Genomic DNA, 21,946 nt, shown 5'->3' with positions numbered 1-21,946 from the left:
CTTCGGGAATGGAGCAGGGCGTGGCGCCGGACGTCCTTGCGCGCGGACGGGGCCGGTGCACGTCATCGGAGCGACCAGATACCCCAGATCGCGATCAACAGGCCGACGCCCAATCCGCAGCCCAGCAACACATAGGTTTCCATTTCGTGCCTCTGAAGACATGGCGACGCTGACGTCGACATCGGCGTACGCGCGGCAAAGCCGGTCGCGTATCGTCCGCGCTGTCGGTCGGCGCGATACGCCGGGTCTGCGAATACTACGCGTCGCAGCTTTCAGAACCCATGCGCGATCCTGCTCGCGCGCCCGATGCATGACCGTCGAACCGGTTCAATATAATTCAACGGAACTGGCCGCCTCATGCGCGGCGTACATATCTCCGAACGAGGAAATCCGATGACGCTTGCCCAGTTGCAGGCCCTGGCCGCCGTGGTCGAACTCGGCTCGCTGACCGCCGCGGCAGACAGGCTCAGCCGCAGTCAATCCGCGATCAGCCACGCGCTGACGGAGCTGGAGGACATCACGCAGGTCAAGTTGCTCTGGCGCGACCGGCAGCCGGTCGTCCTGACCGCGGCAGGCGAACGCCTGTGGCCGTATGTCCGGAGCGTGGTGCGGGAAGCGCAGATGCTGCGCCAGCAGTTCAGCCTGTCGCGCGGCAAGCTCGAAGGGAGGCTGGTGGTCGCATCGCTGCCGAGCGTGTCGCTGGCGTTCGTCGTTCCCGCGCTCGAGGCGTTGAAGGACATGCACCCGGGCGTATCGGCGGTGCTGCTCGAAGGCACGGACAGCGAAGTCGAAGGGTGGATCGACGACGGGACGGCCGACGTCGGCGTGGTGGCCGGCACGAAGACATTCGCGCACAACCTGCCGCTGCTCGACGAGGATTTCGTCGCGGTCGCGGCGGACGACCTGTTCGCGGGCCGCAAGAGCGTCACCGCCAGGCAACTGGCCGTTGCACCGTTCATTTTCTCGAAGGCGGGGTGCGGGCCGGTGATCGCGGATTACTTCGCGCGCGGCGGCGTGCCGCTTCGAGCCGCGTTCAACGTCGTCGAGATGCGCACGATCCTGTCGATGGCGGAGGCCGGCATGGGCGTATCGATCGTGCCGCGCATCACGCTGACATACACGCCGTTCGGCGGTCGTGTGCTGGCGCTGTCGCCACGGCTGCATCGCTCCGTGCGGCTGGCGTGGAATACCGCAGGAAATGCGGTTGCCGATGAATTCGTGCGGCTTGTCGATGCGCAACGCGCGAAGGCGGAAAAGACGATCCGGACGCGCGCGAAAAAGGGCAAATAGCGACCGGTAGCCATGATGAATGGTCTTCATTAGCCACTTGCAAGTTATTCATGCCGACGATGGTTGAGATGCAATACATTGTTCCGACCTCGTTGTCATTGCCCTGAAGGAGTGTGCCATGCCGGCCTTGCCCACCCTGTTTGCGTTCGGACTTGTGTCGCTCGGCATGGTGCTGACGCCCGGACCGAACATGATCTATCTGGTGTCGCGCTCGATCTGCCAGGGCCGCCGCGCCGGGCTGGTCTCGCTCGGCGGTGTCGCGCTGGGGTTCGTCTTCTACATGGTGTGTGCGGCAGTGGGCATCACCGCGCTGCTGATGACTGTGCCGTATGCGTACGATGCGCTGCGCCTGGCCGGCGCGCTGTATCTGGCCTACCTGGCATGGCAGGCGCTGAAGCCGGGCGGGCGCTCCGCATTCCAGGTCCGGCAGTTGCCGCACGACAGCCGCGCGAGGCTGTTCGCGATGGGTTTCGTCACGAACCTCGCGAACCCGAAGATCGCGGTGATGTATCTATCGTTGCTGCCGCAGTTCATCGTGCCGGGGCACGGCAGCGTGCTCGCGCAATCGCTGGTGCTCGGCTGCGTGCAGATCGCGGTGAGCGTCGGCGTCAATGCGCTGATCGCGTGCGCGGCCGGTTCGATCGCGGGTTTTCTCGCGGGACGGCCGCGCTGGGCGGCGGTTCAGCGCGGGTTGATGGGCACGGTGCTGGCCGGCCTGGCCGTGCGGATCGCGCTGGAATCGCGCAGCTAGCGCACGTCGGTCGACGGTTCCGAAAATCGCCGGCAGCGATCCGGCCTTGTGTCGACGGCACCTGGCATCGTCACCCCTGGCAATTGCCCTTGGCTTCCTTGGCGACCGGCACAGGCCCGGTCTCGTCACGACGCCGTCCGCGCGTCGCGAGCCAGCACAGGATCGAGCCGCCGCACACCATCGACGCGCCTTGCCAGAATTCGGCCGACAGCGGCGCGTGCAGCAGCGCGGCGGCGAGGGCGGCGGCGAGCACCGGCGTGAAGTACGATGCGCCGACGATGACCGTCACGTTGCCGTGCATGATGCCGGTGTTCCAGGCCGCATAGCCGAAGCCGAGTGCCGACGCCGCCAGCACGAGATACACGACCGCGCGCAAACTGAACGTCATGCCGCCGCCGCCTTCGATCGCGAACTTGATCCAGAGCACCGCGGCGACCAGCATGAAGAACGGCGTCACGCCGTTCTTGCCGTCGGCGATGCGCGCGGTCACAGTGCAATAGCCGGCCCAGATCAGCGCGCCGAAGAGCGCCAGCCCGTAGCTCAGCGGATTGTCCGCGACGTTGCGCAGCATGCCCGCCGGATCGAGCCCCTGATCGCCGCCGAGCACCCGGCAGATGCCGAGCATCGACAGCAGGACGCCGGGCACGACCAGCAAGTTCGCGCGCTGCTTGTTGAACACGATGGCGGCGACGAGCGTGAGGCTCGGCCACAGATAGTTGACCATCGCGACTTCGATCGCTTGGCGGGCGTTGCTCGCATAGCCGATCGACAACGACAGGCACACCTCGTAGGACACGAACAGCAACCCGCCCCACAGCAGATAGTTTTTCGGGAACCGGCTCAGGTCGGGGAAGCCGATCGAAAACAGCAGAAGCACGGACGCCACCGTATAGATCATCGCCGCGCCGCCGGTCGCGCCGAGGCTTTCGCTGACCCCGCGAACGAGTGCGACCACCGACGCCCATAACAGCACCGCGCCGAGCCCGGCGAGCGTTGCGTTGTTCTTGCGTTTGATGCTTGCTGCCTGTTTCAACATGTTGATTCGATTTCGGATGATTCGGGTCGGCTCGCGCGTGCCGTCATCGTGAGCAGCGATACAAAGAGAAGATTTCGCCGGAAGCGCGCATTTTACGGGGGCGCAGCCGTCGCGGCGATTCAGCCGGACCGGCGTGTCCGATCGATTCGGTCGCGCGAGCCGATACGCCACGGTGCACCGATTCCCGACAGCGCGTGTCCGATCGAATCGAGCATCGCTTTCCGCGTCGGCCGAGCGTGGTGTGCCGCAGCGCATTCGCGATGGCGTCGAATGCGTCGGCCGTGGGGGGCGTGTGAATGCGGTATTCGAAACGCATCTGCATGGCCGGAGTGCGATGCGGGCACTCCAACCCGCGCCGTGCCTTCCGCCCGTCGACTGCCGCGCATCGGGCGCTCGTCGCAGCGGGCGCCCGATGCGTCGATCACCGCTCGCGCCGCTTCTTGCTCAGCTCGATCGTCTCGAACAGCGCGTATTGCGCGGTCGGATGCTGGTCGGCACCCGGCGCATGGTAGTAGCGCATCGTGATCGTCGTGTGGCCGCCCGGCTTGCCCGGATCGTGATCGAACACCGCGATTCCGTAGCCGGTGCCCGTATCGCGGCGCGCGGACCAGATCGCATCCTCGAGCGCATCGGCCGGCTGGCGCACGAACGTGTTCGGCGCGCCGCCCGGCACCGGCCGGTTCGGTTTCGTGAACACCTTCGCCTGCGCAAAGCCGGTCGACGGATTTTCGCCGTACACGTCGAGCGGCGCGCTGGTGCCGCCGCCGCCGAGGATCAGGTGGATCGTGCCGTGGCTCGTGTCGAACGTCGTGCGGTCGGGGTCGTTCGAGCCGACCGGGCGCGGCTGCAGCGTCTCGACCACTTCGCCGGTCTTCGCATCGACGCCCGCGCGGTGATTGCAGCCGCGCACCGGGTAGCTGCGCTCGTAGTCGTGATCGTGGCCGCACAGCACGAGATCGACGCCGTAACGGTCGAACAGCGGCAGCCACGCTTCGCGAATGCCCTTGTCGGACCCGTTGCCCGTCTTCGACGAACTGAGCGCGTCCTGGTGCATCTGCACGACGATCCAGTCGATGTCGTCGTCGTGCGCGGCATGGCGCAGCGTGCGTTCGAGCCAGCGCGTCTGCTCGCCGTTGCTGTAGCCGCGCACATAGAACGACGTGCCGGGCTCGATCGGCGGGCGGCCGGTGCTCGCGGCCGGCACGAGCGGCGCGGGGCCACCGACGAAAGCGGCGGCATCCTGATACACGACGTCGTCGGCGTCGAGCGACACGAACAGCACGGAGCTCACGCGGAAGCTGTACCAGCGGCCCGGAAAGTGCGTGCCGTTCTCCGGCAGCGTATAGCGTGCAAGGTACGAGTCGAGCCCTTGCGGGCCGTTGTTGAATTCGATCTCGTGATTGCCGGGGCACGGCATCCACGGGCGATTCGCGGCCGACGTCTGGTTGTTGTTGCCGAAATCGCGCCACACCTCGGGCTGGTGCGCGGGGTTCAGGTTCGCGTAGCAGAGGTCGCCGTTCAGCAGGTGAAACAGCGGCTGGAACTGCTCGACGGCCTGCACCGCGAAGCGGCTCTGCGGCGACGACAGCACCCACGCGCCGTTCGGCGTCGCGAGATCGCCGTAGCTCGTGAAACGGAACGGCGCCCGGCCGCGCGGCGCGGTCGAGAAAGTCGCGGAGAACGGCTGTGCGGCGTGGCTGTCGTTGTCGGCCGTGATCTCGTAGCGATAGCGCGTATCGGGCTTCAGCCCGTGCACGCGCGCGTGATACGCGAACACGGTCTCGCCGTTCAGGCCGTCGGTGTACAGGCGCTGGACGCCGTGTACGGTGCGCGGCGGCTCGCCGTCGGCGACGATGCGCGCGCGCGGATTGACGGCCGGGGCGAGCGACGCCCACGAGATCACGACTTCGGACGTCGGGTCGTTGCCCCACGTCAGGTGAACCTGTTCGGGCGTGCCGTCCGGATTCGACGCAGCGGCGCGGGCGGCCGCGAGCCCGCCGGCGGCGGTCGCGAGGCCGGAGACGCCCGCGAGTTTCAGGAAGCCGCGACGCGACACGGAAGCGGCCGGCTCGTTCGGCTGATCGGGGAGAGTGTCCTGGTTCGACATGGTCGGTGTGTTCGTTGATGGGACGCGAGAGGGGAGCCGCACGGCCGTGCGCGAGCACGGCCGGGACATGGGCCGGAAACGAGCGGGATCCCGGTCGCATGCATTGTCGAAGGGCAGTTTTGCCGCGTTGTGACAGTACCGCAACCGTGCGTGCGCGCTGGCCGATACAGGGTCGCGCGCCGCGCGCCTCCAGTCCGCATCGGCCTCCGCGAAAATTATTCGCCGATGTCGCGACGGATTTCTCCCGCCTGCTCCGTTTAACGCATGAACGACCGCTTCCGGTCGATGCCGTTATTTCGGAGTCTTTCATGAAACTTTCTGTTCCATTGCGATGGGCCGCCGGCTGCATGGCGGCGCTCGCGACCTCCGCCGTATTCGCGCAAGCCGTCATCGTCGCGCCTTTTGCGCCGCCGCCGCCGCGCGTCGAAGTGATGCCGGCGCCCCGAGCGGGCTACGTCTGGGATCAGGGGCACTGGCACTGGCGGCACGGCCGTTACGTATGGATTCCGGGCCACTGGCAGGTGGTGCGGGTCGGTTACCACTGGGTGCCCGGGCATTGGGCGGCGCGCGGCCCGGCCTGGCGCTGGGTGCCGGGCCACTGGGCGTGACCTGCACGCCGCCGCGCGTCGAAGGGATGCCCGTGCAGCGGATTCTTCATGCAACATCATGAGCCGAAGCGATGCCTGTCCGAACCATCGTCATACTGGCGGCCGCGGCCATCGTGCTGGCCGGCTGCGTCGTCGTGCCGGCCCGTCCGGTGTATTACCGGCCCGCGCCGGTCGTCGTATATTGAGCGCGCCGGCCGATGGTCGCGCGGCCGGCAGACAGGATCGACATGCGGCGCGAACCGGATGTCGATGAAACCGGCACGGCCGATACCGTGTGCGATGCCGGGCGCGACGCGCGCGGCGTTGACGAACCGGCGGAGCCGTCGGTGCGGCGCCGTCCGGCGATGGTCCGACGCATGCAAGGAGAGCACGACGATGAGCTTCAGCCGGGCGGCGGGTCCCTCTGCCGTGACAGGGCGGCGCCCGCGCGCCGCGCGACGGAGCAGGCGGCGTTGAACGATCGCGGCGACCGCGATCCGGACGCGGAACTCGTCGCGCGCGTCGGTGCGCGCGATGCATCGGCGGTGCGCGTGCTCGTCGCGCGCAAGCTGCCGCGGCTGCTCGCTTTGGCGACGCGCATGCTCGGCGACCGAAACGAAGCCGAGGACGTCGCGCAGGAGACGTTCTTGCGAATCTGGAACCAGGCGCCGCGCTGGCGTGAAGGCGAAGCCCGCTTCGACACGTGGCTGCATCGCGTGGTGCTGAACCTGTGCTACGACCGGTTGCGCGGCCGGCGCGAGGAGCCCGTCGATACGCTGCCCGACGTGCCCGACACGCAGCCGGAGCCGGCCGTGCACGCGGAGCTGCGTTCGCGCGACGCGCGCGTGCGGCAGGCGCTGGCCGCGTTGCCGTCGAGGCAGCGGGAAGCGCTGGTGCTCCAGTACTATCAGGAAATGTCGAATGTGGAAGCGGCCAACCTGATGGGCATCACCGTCGATGCGCTGGAAAGCCTGCTCGCCCGTGCGCGGCGCAACCTGCGCGCGCAACTGGCCGGCGACCCACCTAGCGAGGACAAGCGATGACACCCGAACGATTTCGTACCATCGTCGCCGCGTACGGCTCGGACGCGCGGCGCTGGCCGCAGGCCGAACGCGCGGCGGCCGAAGCGTGGGCGCACGCGCATCCACGCGACGCACTGGAAGCGCTCGACGAGGCCGCCGAGCTCGATGCGTGGCTGATGCAGGACACGGTGGCGCCGCCCGCGCCGGCGCTGGTCGAGCGTATCGTCGCGACCGCGCCGGCGGCGGCGCCGGCGCCGCAACGCGCGCGACGTCGCGGCCGGGTGTGGTGGTCGGGCGCGGCGTTCGCGGGCGTCGGGCTGGCCGGCGCGCTCGCCGGTGCGGTGGCCGTGTCGATGCTGATGCTCGGCAGCGCGCCGATCGCGCAACACGAATCGGGCTACCTGACGACGACGTTCGGCGGCCCGAGCATCGACGGAGCCGACGAATGACCGAACGCGGCTGGAAATTCACGCTTGTCGGCTCGGTCGTGCTGAACGTGTTCATGCTCGGCGCGATCGGCGGCGGCGCATACCAATGGTTCTCGACCCATCGCGACCTGCATGCGGCCGGCGCGCCCCCATCGCGCACCGCGTTGCGTTTCGCGGCGGACGAGTTGCCCGACGGGCGGCAGCGCGAGTTCGCCGCCGCGCTGAAGGCGGCGCGCAAGAGCGGCCGCGATTTCGCGCGGGAAGGGCGCGACGGCCGGATCACCGTGCTCGACCTGCTCGCCGCGCCGCGACTCGATCGCGCGGCGATCGATGCGGCGCTCGACCGCACACGCGCGGCCGACACCGCGATGCGGGCGCAGATCGAGCGCAGCGTCGTCGATTTCGCGGCGACGCTGACGCCCGACGAGCGCGTGAAGTTCGTCGACGGGTTGCAGCACAGCGGGAACTGGCGTTTGCCGCCGAGGCTGCAGAAGAAGCCGGACGCATCGGCGAGCGAGTAAGCCGGATAAACCGCGCGCGGGCGGCACGCAATCTGCGTGTTGCCCGCGCGTCATGCGCGTGCCGGTTCCGATGAATCGCGCGGTCGTTATCCATTGACGATGCGTGCCACCGCGCTGCGGAACTTCCGCCCGGCGTTTCCCCCATCACAAAAAATATTTCTCTTCCCGCGACGGATTTTCCTGTGTGCTTGCGTTGAACGTGAGTACGCACCGCAAGAGAGCCTGTCATGGACCACCCGAACGACGCCACGCCGGCCGCGATCGCGTTGAACCGCTTCGGTCTCGGCGCGCGGCCCGACGAAGCACCGCCCGCCGACCCGAAGGCCGGCTTGCTCGCCCAGTTCGACCGCTACGATGCCCGGCCCGCCGCATGGGCGAGCGAGCCGGACGCGATCACGCTCGCCACGCGCTTCGCGAACACCCGCACCGCGATGACGAGCGACGACCCGGCCGCGAAGCGCGCAACCGCGCAATCGATCCGCCGCGACGGCTACGACGCGTATCGCAGCGCCGTCGCCGCGCGCATGAACAGCGCGCTGACGACGTCCGCGCCGTTCGTCGAGCGTCTCGTGCATTTCTGGGCGAACCATTTCGCGGTATCGGTCGACAAGGGGCAGGTGGCCGCGTACGCGGGCGCGTTCGAGCGCGACGCGATCCGCCCGCACGTACTCGGCCGTTTCGAGGACATGCTCGTCGCCGTCGAGCAGCATCCCGCGATGCAGGTGTTCCTCGATCAGGCGCGCTCGGTCGGCCCCGACAGCCCGGCCGCGCTGCGTGCGCAGGCACGCAATCCGTCGGCAAAGCGCGGGCTCAACGAGAATCTTGCCCGCGAAATCATGGAACTGCATACGCTCGGCGTGCGCACCGGTTATACGCAAACCGACGTGACGGAATTCGCGCGTGCACTGACCGGCTGGAGCGTGGCCGGCGGCCGCGGGCCGCAACCGGGCGATGCGGCGCCCGGCGCATTCGTGTTTCGCCCGAATCTGCACGAACCCGGCACGCGCACGGTGATGGGCCGCGCCTACGATCAACCGGGCGAAGCGCAGGCGCGCGCGGTCCTGCACGACCTCGCGCGATCGGAGGCGACGGGCCGGCACATCGCGTTCCAGCTCGCCCGTCATTTCGTCGCCGATACGCCGCCGCCCGCGCTGACCGACCGGCTCGCGCGCGCATTCGATGCGAGCGGCGGTGACCTGCCGACCGTCTATCGCGCGCTGGTCGACGCGCCCGACGCGTGGTCGCCGGTCAACCGCAAGTTCAAGACGCCGTGGGAGTGGGCCGTATCGTCGCTGCGCGGGCTCGGCTGGCGCGATACCGCTGATCTCAAGGCCGCGCCGCTGCTCGCGCAACTCGGCCAGCCGGTGTGGCGGCCGGGCTCGCCGGCCGGCTACGACGACATCGCCGCGAGCTGGGCGGCGCCCGACGCGCTCGTGCGCCGCGTCGAGATCGCGCAGCGCCTGGCCGCGCGTACGGGCGACCGGCTCCATCCGCGCACGCTCGGCAACACGCTGCTCGCCGGTTCGATGAGCGCGCCGACCGCGACCGCGCTCGCGCGTGCCGAAAGCGCGACGACGTCGCTCGCGCTGCTGCTCGTGTCGCCCGATTTCCAACGGAGATGACCATGGCACTGTCCCGCCGACAATTCCTCCGCGTGGCCGCCGCCGGCGCAGGCGCGATCCTCGTCGCGCCGCGGATCGCGTTCGCGAACGTCGAGACCGACCGGCGCTTCGTGTTCGTGATCCAGCGCGGTGCGGCCGACGGCCTGAACATCGTCGTCCCGTATGCGGAGCCCGCGTATGCGTCGCTGCGCGGCCCGCTCGCGATCGACACGGCGGCCGCGACGCGACTCGACGGCACGTTCGCGCTGCATCCGTCGCTCGTGCGGACTGCGCAGCTGTACCGCGACGGTCAGGCACTGTTCGTCCATGCGATTGCGTCGCCGTATCGAGACCGCTCGCATTTCGACGGCCAGAACGTGCTCGAAACGGGCGGCCGGGCGCCGTACCAGGTGAAGGACGGCTGGCTGAACCGGCTGACCGCGCTGCTGCCGGCGACGCGCGACAACGCAATCGCATTCGCGCCGACCGTGCCGCTCGCGCTACGCGGCACGGTGCAGGCCGCGTCGTATGCGCCGTCCGGTTTGCCGGCCGCGCCGGACGATCTGCTCACGCGCGTGTCGGCGCTCTACGAAGCCGACGCGCAGCTCGGCCCATTGTGGCAATCCGCGATGGAAGCGCGCGGCCTCGCCGGCGACGCGCATGCACGGCAGGACCCGGCCGGCGTCGGCAAGCTCGCCGCGACGTTTCTCGCACGCGACGACGGCCCGCGGATCGCGATGATCGAGACGGGCGGCTGGGACACCCATAGCGCGCAGAACGCGCGGCTCGCCAATCAGTTGAAGGCGCTCGACACGATGCTCGCCGCGCTGCGCGACGGCCTTGGACCCGCGTGGCAGCAGACCACGGTGCTGGTCGCGACCGAGTTCGGCCGCACGGCCGCCGCGAACGGCACGGGCGGCACCGACCACGGGCAGGCGTCGGTCGCGATGCTCGCGGGCGGCGCGGTTGCCGGTGGTCGCGTGATCGCCGACTGGCCGGGACTGCGGCCGGGCGACCTGTACGAAGGGCGCGACCTGAAGCCGACCGCGTCGCTCGACGCGCTGATCGCGGGCGCGGCCGCCGACAGCCTGCGGCTCGATCCGCGCCGCACCGCGTCCGCGTTGTTTGCGGAAAGCGGCGCGACACCGCCGATGAGTGGCCTGATTCGCGGGGGCGCGTGATGCGGTGCATGCCGTGTGCGGCCCGATCAACCCATTACACAACAGGGAGAATCGACAATGAAGATCCAATCCGTTTCGCTGGCCGTGCTGGTGAGTGCGAGTGCCTTACTGATGTCCGGCTGCGTGGTCGAGCCCGTGCGGCCGCCGCAGCCCGCGCCGGTCGTCGAGGTGGCGCCGCCGCCGCCCGCGCCCGGCTATCGCTGGGCGAAGGGGCACTACCGGTGGGCCGGCAATCACTGGGCGTGGGTGCCGGGGCACTGGGTGGCCGTGTACTGACACCGCAAGCGTGTCGACATGCGGTGCGGCGAGATCAACGTGCCGGCGGCAAGCGAGCGTGCGAAGTGCCGCAGCAACGCAGCCTAGTCCCACCCGATCCGGTGCTTCTCCTCCGTCTCGCGATGGCGCCAGTCGTCGTCCGCGTGAAGATACTGGCTCGTCGTCGTGAGCGACACATGGCCGAGGTTGTCGCGCACGAGCCGCAGGTCGACGCGGCCATCGGCCATGTGCGAGCCTGCGCTGTGGCGCAACCAGTGCGCGGATGCCTGTTCGAGCACGCGCGACGCCTGCTCGCCGGCTTCGCCATTCGCGCGCAGCCGGTCGGCCGCGTGCCGGAACACCTGCTTCACGATCCGGTGCAGCGCCGCGCGCGTGAGGGGCTTGCGCGCCTGGCCGATCGGCAGCACGAGCGGCGTCGGCTCGCCGTCGCGCGGCAGCGCGGGCAGGCCGTGCGCACGCCGGTAGCGCGACAGCTCGGCCATCATCTCGTCGGTGGCCGGCACGAGCCGCTGCCGGCCGCCTTTGCCCGTCACGTCGAGCCACCAGCGCTCGTGCCCGTTCGCGTCGCGCCGGCAGAAGAATTGCCCCATCGTCGTATCGGCCGCTTCGGTAATGCGCAGCCCGCCGAGATACAGCAGCGTGAAGAGCCACCGCGCGCGGTCCGCATGGAAGCATGCGCGGGCATCGTCGCGCGGCATCGCGGCGATTGCATCCTTCACCGATTGCCACAGCGGCTGTCCGAGATGGCGCGTGACGCGCGGCGCGGGCCGGCGCTGCCGCCGTCGCGACAACGCGAGCGGGTTGCCGGCCAGATAGCCGGCCTGCACGAGCCACGAGAACATCACGTTCAGGATCACCAGCGCCTGCCGCTGGCTGGCTGCCGACAGCGGACCGTAGAACGGCCGCCAGCGCGGATCGTCGCGCGGATGCTTGCGGCCGCCGTTCGCGCACCATAGCTCGGCCGGCGCGGGTGCGAGCAGGAACTGCCGGTAGACGACGAGATCCTCGTGCGTGAGCGACGACAGCGGCTTGCCGCATGCGATCACGGCCCACAGCAGCAGGCGCTCGGCTTCCTTGCGGTAGTTCTGGAACGTGGTCGGCGTATCGACGAAGCGCGCGAGCCACGCGCGCACGGCGTCGAGGTCGTTGGTCGCGGCGATCTGCGGGTGCGCGCTGCCCGAGCGATTGGTGCCTGAGCGTCCGTCGAGCGCGGCCGGTACGGTCAGCGTATCGATCGGCAGCGGGCGGAGTGCAGTGTCGGGCGAAGCGGATGAGGTCATGCGAACGAAACGCACTGCGCGAATCGCGCGGGCGTGGCCGGGCGGACGCAGGCAGCGCACGAAAGCGTAGCGGGAAGCGCCGATGGTACACGATCACCATATGGTGAAGCCGCCGTCGACGGCGATCGCCGCGCCGGTGACGAAGTGCGAGGCGGAACCGGAACACGGTAACGTATCGGCTCGCACGCGACATCCGATAAACGACGGCAGTCGAGCACGTTCAGTCAGGTGTTTGTGAACCTTCTCACCGGGCGGTTCGTCTAATTGCCCCTCCAACGCTCGCAGAGGCATACCAGATGATTCACACGATCCGAACGCTGCTCGGCGCGGCCGTCATTGCCGGCAGCACGCTCGTCGCCGGATGCCAGACCGACGCCGCTGCCACCGCGTCGAGCGCGGCGCGCCCGGCCGACGGCAAGCCCGTGACGAAGACAGTCTATGTCGCGCCGCAGTCCGCGCGCTGCACGGGCGTCGCGCCGATGGAGTGCCTGCAGGTGCGCAGCAGCCCGAGCGAGCCGTGGAGCCTGTGGTATGCGGGAATCGAAGGGTTCGCGTACCAGCCCGGCTACGTGTACACGCTCGAAGTCGACGAATACCGCGTCGCGCGTCCGCCGGCCGACGGTTCGTCGATCCGCTGGGTGCTCAAGCGCGTCGTCGAGCGCCGCCAGGCGAACTGACGGCCGCGATCACGCGGAAGGCCGCGCCGCCGCACCGGCCGGCGGCGCGGCCGCATCGATCCGCCGGAACACGACCGACGACAGCAGCGTCACCGCGCCCATGCACGCGAACGACAGCATGAACCCGTGCGCCATCGAGCCCCGATCGGCGGCGAACAGATTGACGAGCCCGCCGCCGATCGACACGCCCAGCCCCATCGCCAGCATCTGCATCATCGTGAACAGGCTGTTGCCGCTGCCGGCATCGGCATGGGACAGCCCCTTGAGCGTCACGCCGTTCATCGCGGCGAACTGCATCGAATTCGCCGCGCCGAACACGATCAGCAGCACGCCTTCCAGCATCGGCGCGGGCCGCACCGACACCAGCGCGAACCCCGCGATCGCGCAGCCGACGATCCCGGTATTCACGACCAGAAACGCCGCATAGCCGAAGCGCTTCACGAGCGGCGCGATCCAGCGTTTCGCGACGACGCCCGCGATCGCGGCCGGCAGCATCATCAGCCCCGATCGCAGCGGCGTATAGCCGAGCTGCACCTGCATCAGCAGCGGCAGCATGAACGGCACCGAACTCGTGCCGATCCGGCACAGCAGGTTGCCGAGCAGCCCCGAGCCGAAGTTCGGCTCGCGGAACAGCCCGAGCCGGAACAGCGGCTGCGTGCGGCGTCGCGCGTGAGGCAGGTACGCGAGCGCGCTCGCCAGCCCGAGCCCGGCGAGCCCGGTCGCCCACGCGGCGCGATGCGCAGACATCGGCGGGTCGATCGCGAGCGACAGCGCGATCATCGCGGCGGACAGCAGCGCACAGCCCACGAAGTCGAACGGCGGCGGCTGCGTCGCCTGGTCGTGCGGCAGGTAGTGTTGCACCGCGATGAAGCCGATCATGCCGACCGGCACGTTGACGATGAACACCCAGTGCCACGAAATCGCCTGCGTGAGCCAGCCGCCGAGCGTCGGCCCGACGATCGGGCCCAGCTGGCCGGCGATCGACACGAACGCGATCGCCGCGACGTACTGCTCGCCCGGCACGCGGCGCAGCACGGCGAGCCGCCCGATCGGCAGCAGCATCGAGCCGCCGATGCCCTGCACGGCGCGCGCGACGACGAGCTGGCCGAGCGTGTGCGACGCGGCGCAGCCGATCGACGCGAGCACGAACACGAGGATCGCGACCGAGAATACGCGGCGCGTGCCGAACCGGTCGGCGAGCCAGCCGGAGGCTGGCGTGAGCATCGCCATCGTCAGCGTGTAGACGACCACGACGGGCTGCATCGCGAGCGGCGACGCATGCAGGCTTTGTGCGATCGACGGCAGTGCGGTGTTGACGATCGTCGTATCGAGCGACTGCATGAAGAATGCGGCGGCGACGATCCAGAGCAGCGCGGAATGTGTGGGTTCCCGGGACATGGCGAAATCGGTGGTACGAAAGACGGGCGCCGGCGTACGATGGCGCGGCGCCCGCGGGCCTCAAGCGCTCGATGGTACCGATTCCGCCGGTCATCGGGAAGCGGCCTCGCCGACCGCATCGAAGGCATGTTCGTCGTCGGCGGGACGCTGCTCGACGCGGGACACGCGCGTCGGCTCGGCCGCGCGGCGTGCCGGGCGGGCGTCGTGGCGCTTGGCGATGAACGGATGCTCGACGTAGCGGTAAGTCAGCAGTGAACACAAGACGGCGACCAGCGCGCATGCGAGCGCGAGCGCCCAGATGCCGGAATCGCCGGCCGAATTGATCGGGAAAACGAATTTGTTGAACGCGTGAATGATCAGGTACACGATCACCATGTGGATCATGTAGATGCTGAAACTGGCGGTGCCGAGCAGCGCGAGCGGCCGGGTATCGAGCAGGCCGTAGAACGTGTTCCCGCTGGCGATGCAGAGAAACACCGGAAGTAGCGGCAGCGCGCCTTCGATCGAATAGCGTTCGGCCGGGGACGGCGACATCGCGAGGATCAGCAGCGCGACGGTCGCCGCCGGTTTCGTCGCGAGCCGCGCGCGGATCGCGGGGTGCCGCGACACCTCGTAGGCCACCGCGCCGAGTGCGAACAGCAGCGCCATGCCGCCGGGCGGCCCGAACAGCGCCGCGCAGGCCGTGACGATCGCGAGCGCGAACAGCTTGCGCCACGCGCGCGTGGCGACGAACCATGCGAGAAACGGAACGGCGACGTAGAACCGCCATTCGTAGGCGAGAGTCCACCAGACGCCGCTCAGATACGGCGTCCGCTCCGCTCCGTTGATCGGGAACGCGCCGAACCAGCCGAGCGACACGGTCTTGAGCAGGTCGGCCAGCAGCTGCGTCGGTGCGCCGACGGCGTTGCGGGGAAACCAGTAAAGCGTGCAGATGACGATGACGGCTGCGTAAAACAGATAGAGCGGCGCGAGGCGTCGCACGCGTCCGACGAAGAAGGTCCGTACGTCGAGCGCGCCTCGGCATGCGCGTTCCCAGAACAACAGCCCGGTGACCATGAAGAACATCGCGACGGGAATCGTCCCGAGATTGCGCAGGAAATCGGTGCCGGCACCCCAGACGCCGGTCGACAGCAACGCCTGGTTGCACGCGAAGTGATGGAAGACCACGGAGATGGCCAGCAGGCCGCGGAAACCGTCGAGATTGCGATAGCGCATCGACAGCGACTTGTCGACGGCCGACCGGTAGAACGGCACGTGCCGGGCGACGAGCCACGCGATGATCGCCACGGCCGCAACGCATGCCGGGAAGTAGAGCTTGTCGGGTGTCGGGGAGAACAGGGTTTCCAGAGAGGGCGTAACAAAGTCCACTGAAGAGCGTCTCGTGTCTTGGATCGGGATTTCAGGCACGGATGGTCGGACGGTCCGCGTCGATGCAAGGTCTTCTGCGCGCTTCGCACGGCTTTCGATCGCCGGTCTTGTGATCCGATGGTATCAAACGATTGCGACGGTCGCGGGCGATGCGGCGGCCCGTTGTGCAACACGATGTTTCAGGGCGAACCGATGCAGCGCCCGTATTCGTCATGCTTGTCGCCTGTTGTGCCCGCCTCGCAAATCCTGTTCCTCGCCCGGCCGGACATTCATCGCGGTCGATGGCATTCGACTGGCCATTCGGTCGGCTTCCGCATCGTCCCGCCGGGGCTTACCTTGAGCGACAGCAGTTCGATGCGTCGGGCCAGCGGCGGAAGAGGGGCGGATTCCTGCCGTTCTCTGCCGCTGGTCTACGCCGACCCCCGGGGTCCGTCCGGTCATGAAGGTGATAGCAATGCTTGCAATTTACCCTCATGACGCTATCATTGATAGCAAAACTGGATGGAGGTACTCATGGCAAATCTTCTGGTGCGTAACGTGGATGACACTATCGTTCAAAGCCTGCGCGAGCAGGCCGCGGCCAATGGCAGGAGCGCCGAGGCCGAACATCGAGCCATTCTGGCCGAAGCGCTGGGCCGGCCGAAGCGGCGCACCTTCGCGCAAGTGCTGATGAGCATGCCGGAGGTGGGCGAAGACGCGGATTTCCAACGTGTTCAGGATTCAGGCGAGGTCAGGCGTGTTTTTGATTGATACGAACGTCATCAGCGAAATCAGGAAGGGCAAGCGAACCAACCGCGGCGTGCGGGCGTTCTTCACGCAGGCCGAAGCCGAAGCGAGCCCGCTTTATCTGTCCGTCGTGACGGTGGCCGAGTTGCGGCGCGGTGTCGACCTGATCCGTCATCGCGGCGATCACAGCCAGGCGTCGGCGCTCGAGGCCTGGATGGCGATGATCCTGTCCGGCTATGCGTCGAACATCCTGTCGGTCGATATCGAGACCAGCCAGATGTGGGGGCATTTGCGCGTGCCCGATCCGACGCACGAACTCGACAAGCTGATCGCGGCCACCGCGCTGATCAACGATCTGACGGTCGTCACGCGCAACGTCGACGATTTCGCCCGCACCGGCGTTCGGTTGCTGAATCCGTTCGACTAGCGTGCGAGGGGGCTGCGTCGCGTCGCGAAGTCGGACGGGCGGCACACAGGCTCGCGCGACGCCTGGCCGGGCGCGGGTCGGCTCGACACGACCGCCACGATTCGCGGCCGGTACCGAATCCTGCTCCGGCGCGCGGCGCATCGCCGGTCGATGCCGCGTGCAACGCATTCGGAAAGCCGTTCGTGCCGGTCACCATGCCGCCGTAGACCGACATACCGGGCTTCGTGGAGATGATACGAATGGAAACCGCGTAAAAACGGGCGGTCGGCAAAGAATGGGGGATGCATCCAAACCGACTGTGTCGACTCAAAACCTCCGCCATGGAACGTGTCCAACGCGCTCGTGCTTGTGCGCTGCATCAAAATAACTTGACGAAACGGTCGCTACCGCGTAGTGTCCGAGACCGAAGTCATCAAGAAGTTCGATTGCTCATCATTGGCCGTACACCGTGCGGCAGTCGTTGGTCTCTCCCTCTTTGATTCTTTCTGTGCCCGTCGCGGGCGCATGTTCAATTATTTGTATTAAGGAAGTATTTGTGGATACCGGTACCGTCAAGTGGTTCAACGAAACCAAGGGCTTTGGTTTCATTTCCCCGGACAACGGCGGCGACGATCTGTTCGCCCATTTCTCGGAAATTCGCGGCACGGGCTTCAAGACCCTGGCCGAAGGCCAGAAGGTCAGCTTCGAAGTGAAGCGCGGTCCGAAGGGTCTGCAAGCGTCGAACATCACGCCGCAGTAAGCCGCATCGGCAGCGGTCGCCAGGCGGCGGCCGATGCCGGATGGAGTATCGCGCGGGGCGCCGCATGACGGCGGCCTGTGCGTTCCGATGCGCACGACCGATGCATCGCGACATTCACGATGCATCGGCCGTGACGCCTCCCTCATCGCATGCGCGAACCGCATGCGACGCAACGCCCTCGCGAAGCGCACGCCGTTTCGCGAGCGCATCACCGCTTCAACGCATCAACCCGAGCAGACCGCCGCCATGCCATAGCTGGCGCGGTCCCGACTTGCGCGGCGCCGCTGGCGCCGCAGCCACCGACCGCCCGAACGTCGCAACGCGCCGGGCTCCGATCGCAAGACAGGCCCGAGGCCCGTCTGAACGAACCGATCCCGGCTGCCTGCCGGCCGCCGTTCCGTTTGTGGGAGCGGCGCCGGGCAGTTGCCGCGGCCGCGGTCAATCACCTTGTCTGGAGGAATTGGTTTGGCAAAAGAAGAACTGCTGGAACTGGACGGAATCGTCGACGAAGTGCTGCCGGACAGCAAATACCGTGTCACGCTGGAAAACGGCGTCGTGGTCGGCGCGTACGCGTCGGGCCGCATGCGCAAGAACCACATCCGCATTCTCGCGGGCGATCGCGTGACGCTGGAACTGTCGGTGTACGACCTCACCAAGGGCCGCATCAACTTCCGGCACAAGGACGCGAATTCCCCGCGTCCGCCGCGAAGCGGGCAGCCGCGCCGCTAAGCGGCCACGACCGGTGCGCAGCAACGCTCACCGATCGACACCTGTCCGGCCCCATGGCCGGACGAACCGGATGAACGGCGCACTGTGCCGTTCGTTCGGTCGCCGGCGGCGCCGCCGCGTCGCGGCTTCTTCTACTTCTTCCGCCTTTACCGGCGCCGCGCGTGTTCGACGCTCAGGCAGCCGCGTCCCGCAAGAAAATCCTCGATGCCCTCACGCACGCGTGCGCCCGGGCCGGCACCTTCCGCACCAGCTTGAGTAGCGCGTCCGCGATCATGTCCGGCGGGCCGCCGGCGAGCCGCCGACGGGCCTCGTTCGACGGGAATGTCGCGTGCCGGAATCCCGCACTTCGCTTCCGCGCGTGTCACCAAACGCAGAAACGACGAGCAGGCGCCCGCATGGGGTCGAGCGCCAGCGCATCGCGGTCGAGACGGATCGGCTTATCCTTGATCGGTCCGACGAGATCCGCGGCGGCGTACGGGATCGCGAGCACGTCGACGTCGGTGCTGAACCTTGTCCGGTTGCATGGCGCGACGAACACGTCCATTGACATTGTTATCCGCGTACTTTGGCAGGGAGTCGTCGAGCCCATCGACTTCCACGAATACCGATGCGCGATTGCCGTCGAGCATGCCGGCGTTCTTCAGCGATTTTCTCGACGTTCTTGAGCGTGACCGGGTCGATCGAGCGCGACGACACCGTTGCGACAATTTCGCCGTGCGGCGCGACCGGCTGCATGCACGATGCCGCGTACACCGTCGGTCGATACCGGATCGATTGCGTCGTGCATTGCCATTGGCTTAAGATCGTCGGGAGACCATCCCACGACCATCCCACGCCTTCAGCGTCAATGAAAAAGAGCATAAGCCTGCGGGTCGCCATCATCGCGTCGGCGGTTGCCGTGTACAGCATCTACATGCACATCCAGCAGTTGATCAGCGGCTGCATGTGGGTCAGGGGCCATCAGCGCTGCAGCTTCGAAAACAGCACGAATTTCCAGGGCTGGATGGATCTGGACCTGATGATCACCTGTTGCTGGGTCGCCGCGGCGGTGGTCGGGTGGATTTCCGTTGCGCAGGGCACGAAGAAACCGGGTTAGCAACGTAATGCAGCAGCTGGCCGATTGAACGGGCACGAAATACCGCTCGACCGGATCGAATCCGTCAATCGGTGACAACGCGCATTCGCTGACGGGTGGAGGCGGCGCGCTCGATGCATGCGGGTCCGAAACGAACGCCTGATTTCGCTGCGGGCGGACGAGATCATGCCGATCTCCGGCGACAGGCGTTGCATCGCGCGCTGCGCGAGGGGAGGTTCCCGTGCAATTTCCAACAGGATCGGTGGTCGCGCTCAGCTCGGCCGCGGCGACGATGTTCTCGATCGGCATGCTGTCTCTCGGCTACTGGGGATTGCACGAAGCATTGCCCTGGCGGTTCGGCGACTACGTCGTGATCGTGCCGGCGCTGGCCGGTTTCGCGTGCCTCGCCAGCGTGCCGTTTCTCGCGACGTCGCCGATGAAAACGCCCGACGACGAATCGCGAATGTTCGTCGCGCGACGCGTGTTTCTGTGCGGCGCGGGCGCGGTGTGGTGTGCGATCGTCGTGTCGCTGTTCGTATGAGAGCGGGGTGACTGGACGGTTGCCGGAACAACTGCACGAGCCCATCCTGAAAGGTCTTACGTGAGGCCGGAACCCACGGTTTTCACGCTGTCATTACCGCTTTGCTTTCCCCGATCGCGTGCACTAGATTCGAAGCGTTCGTCCGTTTCAGAGCGCGAGGTGGAGCCATGACGCCGTGGGAGATTCAGGGTACCGAAATGATCAGTTGCAATTGCTCATACGGTTGCCCTTGCCAGTTCAATGCATTGCCGACCAACGGCAACTGCGAAGCGATGGGGGCGATTTCGATCGACCGCGGCCACTACGGCGACGTGGTGCTCGACGGTGTCAGGATCGCGGTGGTGTTTCAGTGGCCGGGCGCGGTTCACGAAGGGAAGGGCAAGTGCCAGCCGATCGTCGACGAGCGCGCGAGTCCGGCACAGCGCGACGCCGTGCTGAAAATCATGACCGGTCAGGATACCGATCCATTTGCGACGATGTTCTCGGTGTATGCGTCGACGCTCGAGCACGCGTTCGATCCGATCTTCACGACGATCGATTTCGACGTCGATGTCGATGCGCGGCGCGGCCGGATCCACGTGGATGGTGTGTTCGACGCCGCCGGCGACCCCATCCGCAATCCGGTGACGGGAGACGAGCACCGTGTGCGGATCGACCTGCCGCACGGTTTCGAATACGAGCTGGCCGAGATCGGTTCGGGAACGGGGCGCTCGCAGGGCAACATCGTGCTGAATCTCGACGGAACCTACGCGCAATTCGCGCGGCTGCATCTGAACAACCACGGGCTGATCCGGCATCGCGCCGCGGCATGACTCCGTTCGACGTCTGGCTCGCGCGCGAGCGCGCCGTCACGCTGCTCGGCATGGCCGCGCTCGTCGGCCTGTGCTGGTTCTATCTGTGGACCGGCGCGGGAACCGGCATGTCGGCACGGGAGATGACGACCGTCGCGCTGTTTCCGCATCGGCTGGCCGACGGCATGGGCAGCATGGATCCGTCTCTGCCGACCGTGATCGCGATGTGGTGGGTGATGATGATCGCGATGATGACGCCCGGCGCCGCGCCGCTCGTGATGCTGTACCGGCGCGTGCTGCGGCAGCACGGCAACGGGGCGGCGGGATCGGCGTTCACGTCGGTGGCGCTGCTGGCCGGCTATCTGACGACGTGGCTCGCGTTCTCGATCGGCGCGGCGTTGCTTCAGGCGCTGCTGCAGCCGGCCGGGCTGATCTCCGCGATGATGCTGTGGTCGAAGAGCGCGCTTCTTTCCGCCATCGTGCTGGCGCTGGCCGGGCTCTATCAATTCTCGCCGCTGAAACGCGCGTGTTTGCGGCAATGCCGTGCGCCGGCGGCGTTCCTGGTCGCGCACTGGCGTCCGGGCGTTGCCGGCAGTTTTCTGCTGGGTGCGCGACACGGCGTGGTTTGCGTGGGCTGCTGCTGGTTGCTGATGGCGCTGCTGTTCGTTGGCGGCGTGATGAATGTCGTGTGGATCGTCGCGTTGTCGCTGTTCGTGTTCGTGGAAAAGGTCCTGCCCGGTGGCGATCGTATCGGCCGAGCGCTCGGCGTCGTGCTGATTGTGTGGGCCGGTGTGACGTTGATCGTGTGATGCGCGGCACCGGCTGGCGGCGGAAACACGCCGGGCGCGAAGGGAGACGCGTGATGAAGATCCGCTTTCACGCTGTCGCCATGTCGTGTGCGATGGCGGTCGTTGCAATGCCGGCGCTCGCGGGCGGCGACATGTCGGGCATGAGTTCAAGCGATGCAAGCATGTCGACGCGGGATACGAAGCTGACCGAGGCCGAAGTCAAGGAAATCGACGCCGGGCGCGGGCGCGTGACGCTGAAGCACGGCGCACTCGACAACATCGGGATGCCGCCGATGACGATGGCATTCAAGGCCGCCGACGCGGCGATGATCCCGTCGCTGCATGTGGGCGACAAGGTCCGGGTTCGGGTGGAGAACGTCAACGGCACACTGACGATCGTGAAGCTGGTGAAGCGGCCGTGACGAGGATGCGGCATGTGCACGGGTGGCCGCCGTCGTTTTTTTCGCTTCTTGTGCTACGTAACGCAGGGTCGGCGTTACGTCAGCATTATCGGAATGCCTGCACGGGCCGAGCCGGGCGGCGCGATCCGCATCTGATGCGCACAGCCCCGCAGCGCGGCCTGGACCGCCATCGCAAGGCGATTGTG

The 21,946-nt window shown here is 67.5% G+C and carries 25 protein-coding genes and 1 pseudogene; 19 read left to right on the top strand and 7 right to left on the bottom strand.

The genetic code is table 11. From position 1 onward, the window contains the following. Positions 1–393: 393 nt before the first annotated feature. Both CFB49_RS22935 and CFB49_RS22930 read left to right on the top strand, forming a co-directional pair. Positions 394–1,290 carry a LysR family transcriptional regulator gene (locus CFB49_RS22935; protein ID WP_089492394.1) on the top strand — a complete coding sequence of 299 codons (897 nt, stop codon included), beginning with the start codon at positions 394–396 and terminating at the stop codon, positions 1,288–1,290. A gap of 118 nt (positions 1,291–1,408) precedes the next feature. Further along, positions 1,409–2,041, top strand: coding sequence for a LysE family translocator (locus CFB49_RS22930; RefSeq protein WP_089492393.1), 633 nt, complete (start codon positions 1,409–1,411; stop codon positions 2,039–2,041). Between the two features lie 70 nt (positions 2,042–2,111). On the opposite strand, the gene yddG is transcribed toward CFB49_RS22930, so the two are convergent. Together yddG and CFB49_RS22920 are read right to left on the bottom strand one after the other, a co-directional pair. After that, positions 2,112–3,077, bottom strand: coding sequence for an aromatic amino acid DMT transporter YddG (gene yddG / locus CFB49_RS22925; RefSeq protein ID WP_089492392.1), 966 nt, complete (start codon positions 3,075–3,077; stop codon positions 2,112–2,114). 421 nt (positions 3,078–3,498) lie between these two features. After that, positions 3,499–5,184 carry a purple acid phosphatase family protein gene (locus CFB49_RS22920; protein WP_089492391.1) on the bottom strand — a complete coding sequence of 562 codons (1,686 nt, stop codon included), beginning with the start codon at positions 5,182–5,184 and terminating at the stop codon, positions 3,499–3,501. A 308-nt stretch (positions 5,185–5,492) separates the two neighbouring features. Here CFB49_RS22920 and CFB49_RS22910 point away from each other — a divergent pair, with 308 nt between their 5' ends. The 7 genes from CFB49_RS22910 (at position 5,493) to CFB49_RS22880 (ending at position 10,800) form a co-directional block, all read left to right on the top strand. Next, positions 5,493–5,792, top strand: a complete 300-nt coding sequence (locus CFB49_RS22910; protein ID WP_089492390.1) for a YXWGXW repeat-containing protein — start codon at positions 5,493–5,495, stop codon at positions 5,790–5,792. Positions 5,793–6,019: 227 nt separating this feature from the next. Next, positions 6,020–6,814, top strand: a complete 795-nt coding sequence (locus tag CFB49_RS22905) for an RNA polymerase sigma factor (protein WP_089437107.1) — start codon at positions 6,020–6,022, stop codon at positions 6,812–6,814. After that, complete coding sequence (locus tag CFB49_RS22900; RefSeq protein WP_069617900.1) at positions 6,811–7,242, top strand: hypothetical protein; 432 nt, start codon at positions 6,811–6,813, stop codon at positions 7,240–7,242. The genes CFB49_RS22905 and CFB49_RS22900 overlap by 4 nt, the downstream gene beginning before the upstream one ends. Then, positions 7,239–7,742 (top strand): periplasmic heavy metal sensor, encoded by a 504-nt coding sequence (locus CFB49_RS22895; protein ID WP_089492389.1) that lies wholly within the window; start codon positions 7,239–7,241, stop codon positions 7,740–7,742. Before CFB49_RS22900 ends, CFB49_RS22895 begins: the two co-directional genes overlap by 4 nt. 227 nt (positions 7,743–7,969) lie before the next feature. Further along, complete coding sequence (locus CFB49_RS22890) at positions 7,970–9,364, top strand: DUF1800 domain-containing protein (protein ID WP_089492388.1); 1,395 nt, start codon at positions 7,970–7,972, stop codon at positions 9,362–9,364. Between the two features lie 2 nt (positions 9,365–9,366). Continuing rightward, entirely contained in the window at positions 9,367–10,524 is a 1,158-nt protein-coding gene (locus tag CFB49_RS22885) for a DUF1501 domain-containing protein (RefSeq protein ID WP_089492387.1), read from the top strand. A gap of 57 nt (positions 10,525–10,581) precedes the next feature. Further along, positions 10,582–10,800, top strand: coding sequence for a YXWGXW repeat-containing protein (locus CFB49_RS22880; protein WP_089492386.1), 219 nt, complete (start codon positions 10,582–10,584; stop codon positions 10,798–10,800). Between the two features lie 83 nt (positions 10,801–10,883). Here CFB49_RS22880 and CFB49_RS22875 read toward each other — a convergent pair whose 3' ends face one another. Beyond that, positions 10,884–12,080, bottom strand: coding sequence for a tyrosine-type recombinase/integrase (locus tag CFB49_RS22875; protein ID WP_089492385.1), 1,197 nt, complete (start codon positions 12,078–12,080; stop codon positions 10,884–10,886). 296 nt (positions 12,081–12,376) lie between these two features. Between CFB49_RS22875 and CFB49_RS22870 the strand changes: the two genes are divergently transcribed. Next, entirely contained in the window at positions 12,377–12,757 is a 381-nt protein-coding gene (locus CFB49_RS22870) for a DUF4377 domain-containing protein (RefSeq protein ID WP_089492384.1), read from the top strand. 9 nt (positions 12,758–12,766) lie between these two features. Here CFB49_RS22870 and CFB49_RS22865 read toward each other — a convergent pair whose 3' ends face one another. Further along, positions 12,767–14,155, bottom strand: coding sequence for an MFS transporter (locus tag CFB49_RS22865; RefSeq protein WP_089492383.1), 1,389 nt, complete (start codon positions 14,153–14,155; stop codon positions 12,767–12,769). 90 nt (positions 14,156–14,245) lie between these two features. Continuing rightward, a complete protein-coding gene (locus CFB49_RS22860) occupies positions 14,246–15,523 on the bottom strand; it encodes an acyltransferase family protein (RefSeq protein ID WP_256979913.1) in 1,278 nt (425 codons plus the stop codon). A gap of 513 nt (positions 15,524–16,036) precedes the next feature. Between CFB49_RS22860 and CFB49_RS22855 the strand changes: the two genes are divergently transcribed. From CFB49_RS22855 to infA, 4 genes are all read left to right on the top strand, one after another. After that, positions 16,037–16,273 (top strand): FitA-like ribbon-helix-helix domain-containing protein, encoded by a 237-nt coding sequence (locus CFB49_RS22855; protein WP_069618041.1) that lies wholly within the window; start codon positions 16,037–16,039, stop codon positions 16,271–16,273. Beyond that, positions 16,260–16,676, top strand: a complete 417-nt coding sequence (locus CFB49_RS22850; RefSeq protein WP_176730186.1) for a type II toxin-antitoxin system VapC family toxin — start codon at positions 16,260–16,262, stop codon at positions 16,674–16,676. Before CFB49_RS22855 ends, CFB49_RS22850 begins: the two co-directional genes overlap by 14 nt. 535 nt (positions 16,677–17,211) lie before the next feature. Further along, positions 17,212–17,415 (top strand): cold-shock protein, encoded by a 204-nt coding sequence (locus CFB49_RS22845; protein WP_006483056.1) that lies wholly within the window; start codon positions 17,212–17,214, stop codon positions 17,413–17,415. A gap of 465 nt (positions 17,416–17,880) precedes the next feature. Then, on the top strand, positions 17,881–18,144 hold the full coding sequence (gene infA, locus CFB49_RS22835; RefSeq protein WP_006483034.1) for a translation initiation factor IF-1: 264 nt from the start codon (positions 17,881–17,883) through the stop codon (positions 18,142–18,144). 361 nt (positions 18,145–18,505) lie between these two features. Here infA and CFB49_RS37165 read toward each other — a convergent pair whose 3' ends face one another. After that, on the bottom strand, positions 18,506–18,688 hold the full coding sequence (locus CFB49_RS37165; RefSeq protein WP_069617890.1) for a hypothetical protein: 183 nt from the start codon (positions 18,686–18,688) through the stop codon (positions 18,506–18,508). Positions 18,689–18,695: 7 nt separating this feature from the next. Beyond that, positions 18,696–18,903 (bottom strand): annotated as a pseudogene (locus tag CFB49_RS36870) (hypothetical protein); the annotation flags it as partial. On the opposite strand from CFB49_RS36870, the gene CFB49_RS37160 reads away from it, so the two are divergent. The 5 genes from CFB49_RS37160 to CFB49_RS22800 all read left to right on the top strand — a co-directional run bounded on the left by CFB49_RS37160 (position 18,812) and on the right by CFB49_RS22800 (position 21,761). Further along, a complete protein-coding gene (locus CFB49_RS37160; protein ID WP_373453192.1) occupies positions 18,812–19,240 on the top strand; it encodes a hypothetical protein in 429 nt (142 codons plus the stop codon). The pseudogene CFB49_RS36870 and the gene CFB49_RS37160 overlap by 92 nt on opposite strands. Positions 19,241–19,460: 220 nt before the next feature. Then, a complete protein-coding gene (locus CFB49_RS22815; RefSeq protein ID WP_089436519.1) occupies positions 19,461–19,760 on the top strand; it encodes a hypothetical protein in 300 nt (99 codons plus the stop codon). A 167-nt stretch (positions 19,761–19,927) separates the two neighbouring features. Continuing rightward, on the top strand, positions 19,928–20,572 hold the full coding sequence (locus tag CFB49_RS22810; RefSeq protein ID WP_069617887.1) for a DUF1326 domain-containing protein: 645 nt from the start codon (positions 19,928–19,930) through the stop codon (positions 20,570–20,572). Then, complete coding sequence (locus CFB49_RS22805; RefSeq protein WP_069617886.1) at positions 20,569–21,360, top strand: DUF2182 domain-containing protein; 792 nt, start codon at positions 20,569–20,571, stop codon at positions 21,358–21,360. Before CFB49_RS22810 ends, CFB49_RS22805 begins: the two co-directional genes overlap by 4 nt. A gap of 53 nt (positions 21,361–21,413) precedes the next feature. Continuing rightward, entirely contained in the window at positions 21,414–21,761 is a 348-nt protein-coding gene (locus CFB49_RS22800) for a copper-binding protein (RefSeq protein ID WP_089492825.1), read from the top strand. Positions 21,762–21,946: the final 185 nt, after the last annotated feature.

The sequence above is a fragment of the Burkholderia sp. AU17457 genome, from assembly GCF_002223255.1.
Taxonomy (GTDB): Bacteria; Pseudomonadota; Gammaproteobacteria; order Burkholderiales; family Burkholderiaceae; genus Burkholderia; species Burkholderia sola.
Note: the sequence above shows the minus strand (reverse complement) of the source record. Positions and strands in the feature narration are given on the sequence as shown.

Bases quoted from the DNA above. Each gene is read 5' to 3' on its own strand.
- CFB49_RS22905 (WP_089437107.1), top strand. From the start codon at position 6,020: ATGCGGCGCGAACCGGATGTCGATGAAACCGGCACGGCCGATACCGTG.
- CFB49_RS22930 (WP_089492393.1), top strand. From the start codon at position 1,409: ATGCCGGCCTTGCCCACCCTGTTTGCGTTCGGACTTGTGTCGCTCGGC.
- CFB49_RS22910 (WP_089492390.1), top strand. From the start codon at position 5,493: ATGAAACTTTCTGTTCCATTGCGATGGGCCGCCGGCTGCATGGCGGCG.
- CFB49_RS22890 (WP_089492388.1), top strand. From the start codon at position 7,970: ATGGACCACCCGAACGACGCCACGCCGGCCGCGATCGCGTTGAACCGC.
- CFB49_RS22900 (WP_069617900.1), top strand. From the start codon at position 6,811: ATGACACCCGAACGATTTCGTACCATCGTCGCCGCGTACGGCTCGGAC.
- CFB49_RS22895 (WP_089492389.1), top strand. From the start codon at position 7,239: ATGACCGAACGCGGCTGGAAATTCACGCTTGTCGGCTCGGTCGTGCTG.
- CFB49_RS22935 (WP_089492394.1), top strand. From the start codon at position 394: ATGACGCTTGCCCAGTTGCAGGCCCTGGCCGCCGTGGTCGAACTCGGC.
- CFB49_RS22875 (WP_089492385.1), bottom strand. From the start codon at position 12,080: ATGACCTCATCCGCTTCGCCCGACACTGCACTCCGCCCGCTGCCGATC.
- CFB49_RS22870 (WP_089492384.1), top strand. From the start codon at position 12,377: ATGATTCACACGATCCGAACGCTGCTCGGCGCGGCCGTCATTGCCGGC.
- yddG (WP_089492392.1), bottom strand. From the start codon at position 3,077: ATGTTGAAACAGGCAGCAAGCATCAAACGCAAGAACAACGCAACGCTC.
- CFB49_RS22855 (WP_069618041.1), top strand. From the start codon at position 16,037: ATGGCAAATCTTCTGGTGCGTAACGTGGATGACACTATCGTTCAAAGC.
- CFB49_RS22810 (WP_069617887.1), top strand. From the start codon at position 19,928: ATGACGCCGTGGGAGATTCAGGGTACCGAAATGATCAGTTGCAATTGC.
- CFB49_RS22865 (WP_089492383.1), bottom strand. From the start codon at position 14,155: ATGTCCCGGGAACCCACACATTCCGCGCTGCTCTGGATCGTCGCCGCC.
- CFB49_RS37165 (WP_069617890.1), bottom strand. From the start codon at position 18,688: ATGGACGTGTTCGTCGCGCCATGCAACCGGACAAGGTTCAGCACCGAC.
- CFB49_RS22885 (WP_089492387.1), top strand. From the start codon at position 9,367: ATGGCACTGTCCCGCCGACAATTCCTCCGCGTGGCCGCCGCCGGCGCA.
- CFB49_RS22805 (WP_069617886.1), top strand. From the start codon at position 20,569: ATGACTCCGTTCGACGTCTGGCTCGCGCGCGAGCGCGCCGTCACGCTG.
- CFB49_RS22880 (WP_089492386.1), top strand. From the start codon at position 10,582: ATGAAGATCCAATCCGTTTCGCTGGCCGTGCTGGTGAGTGCGAGTGCC.
- CFB49_RS22800 (WP_089492825.1), top strand. From the start codon at position 21,414: ATGAAGATCCGCTTTCACGCTGTCGCCATGTCGTGTGCGATGGCGGTC.
- CFB49_RS22920 (WP_089492391.1), bottom strand. From the start codon at position 5,184: ATGTCGAACCAGGACACTCTCCCCGATCAGCCGAACGAGCCGGCCGCT.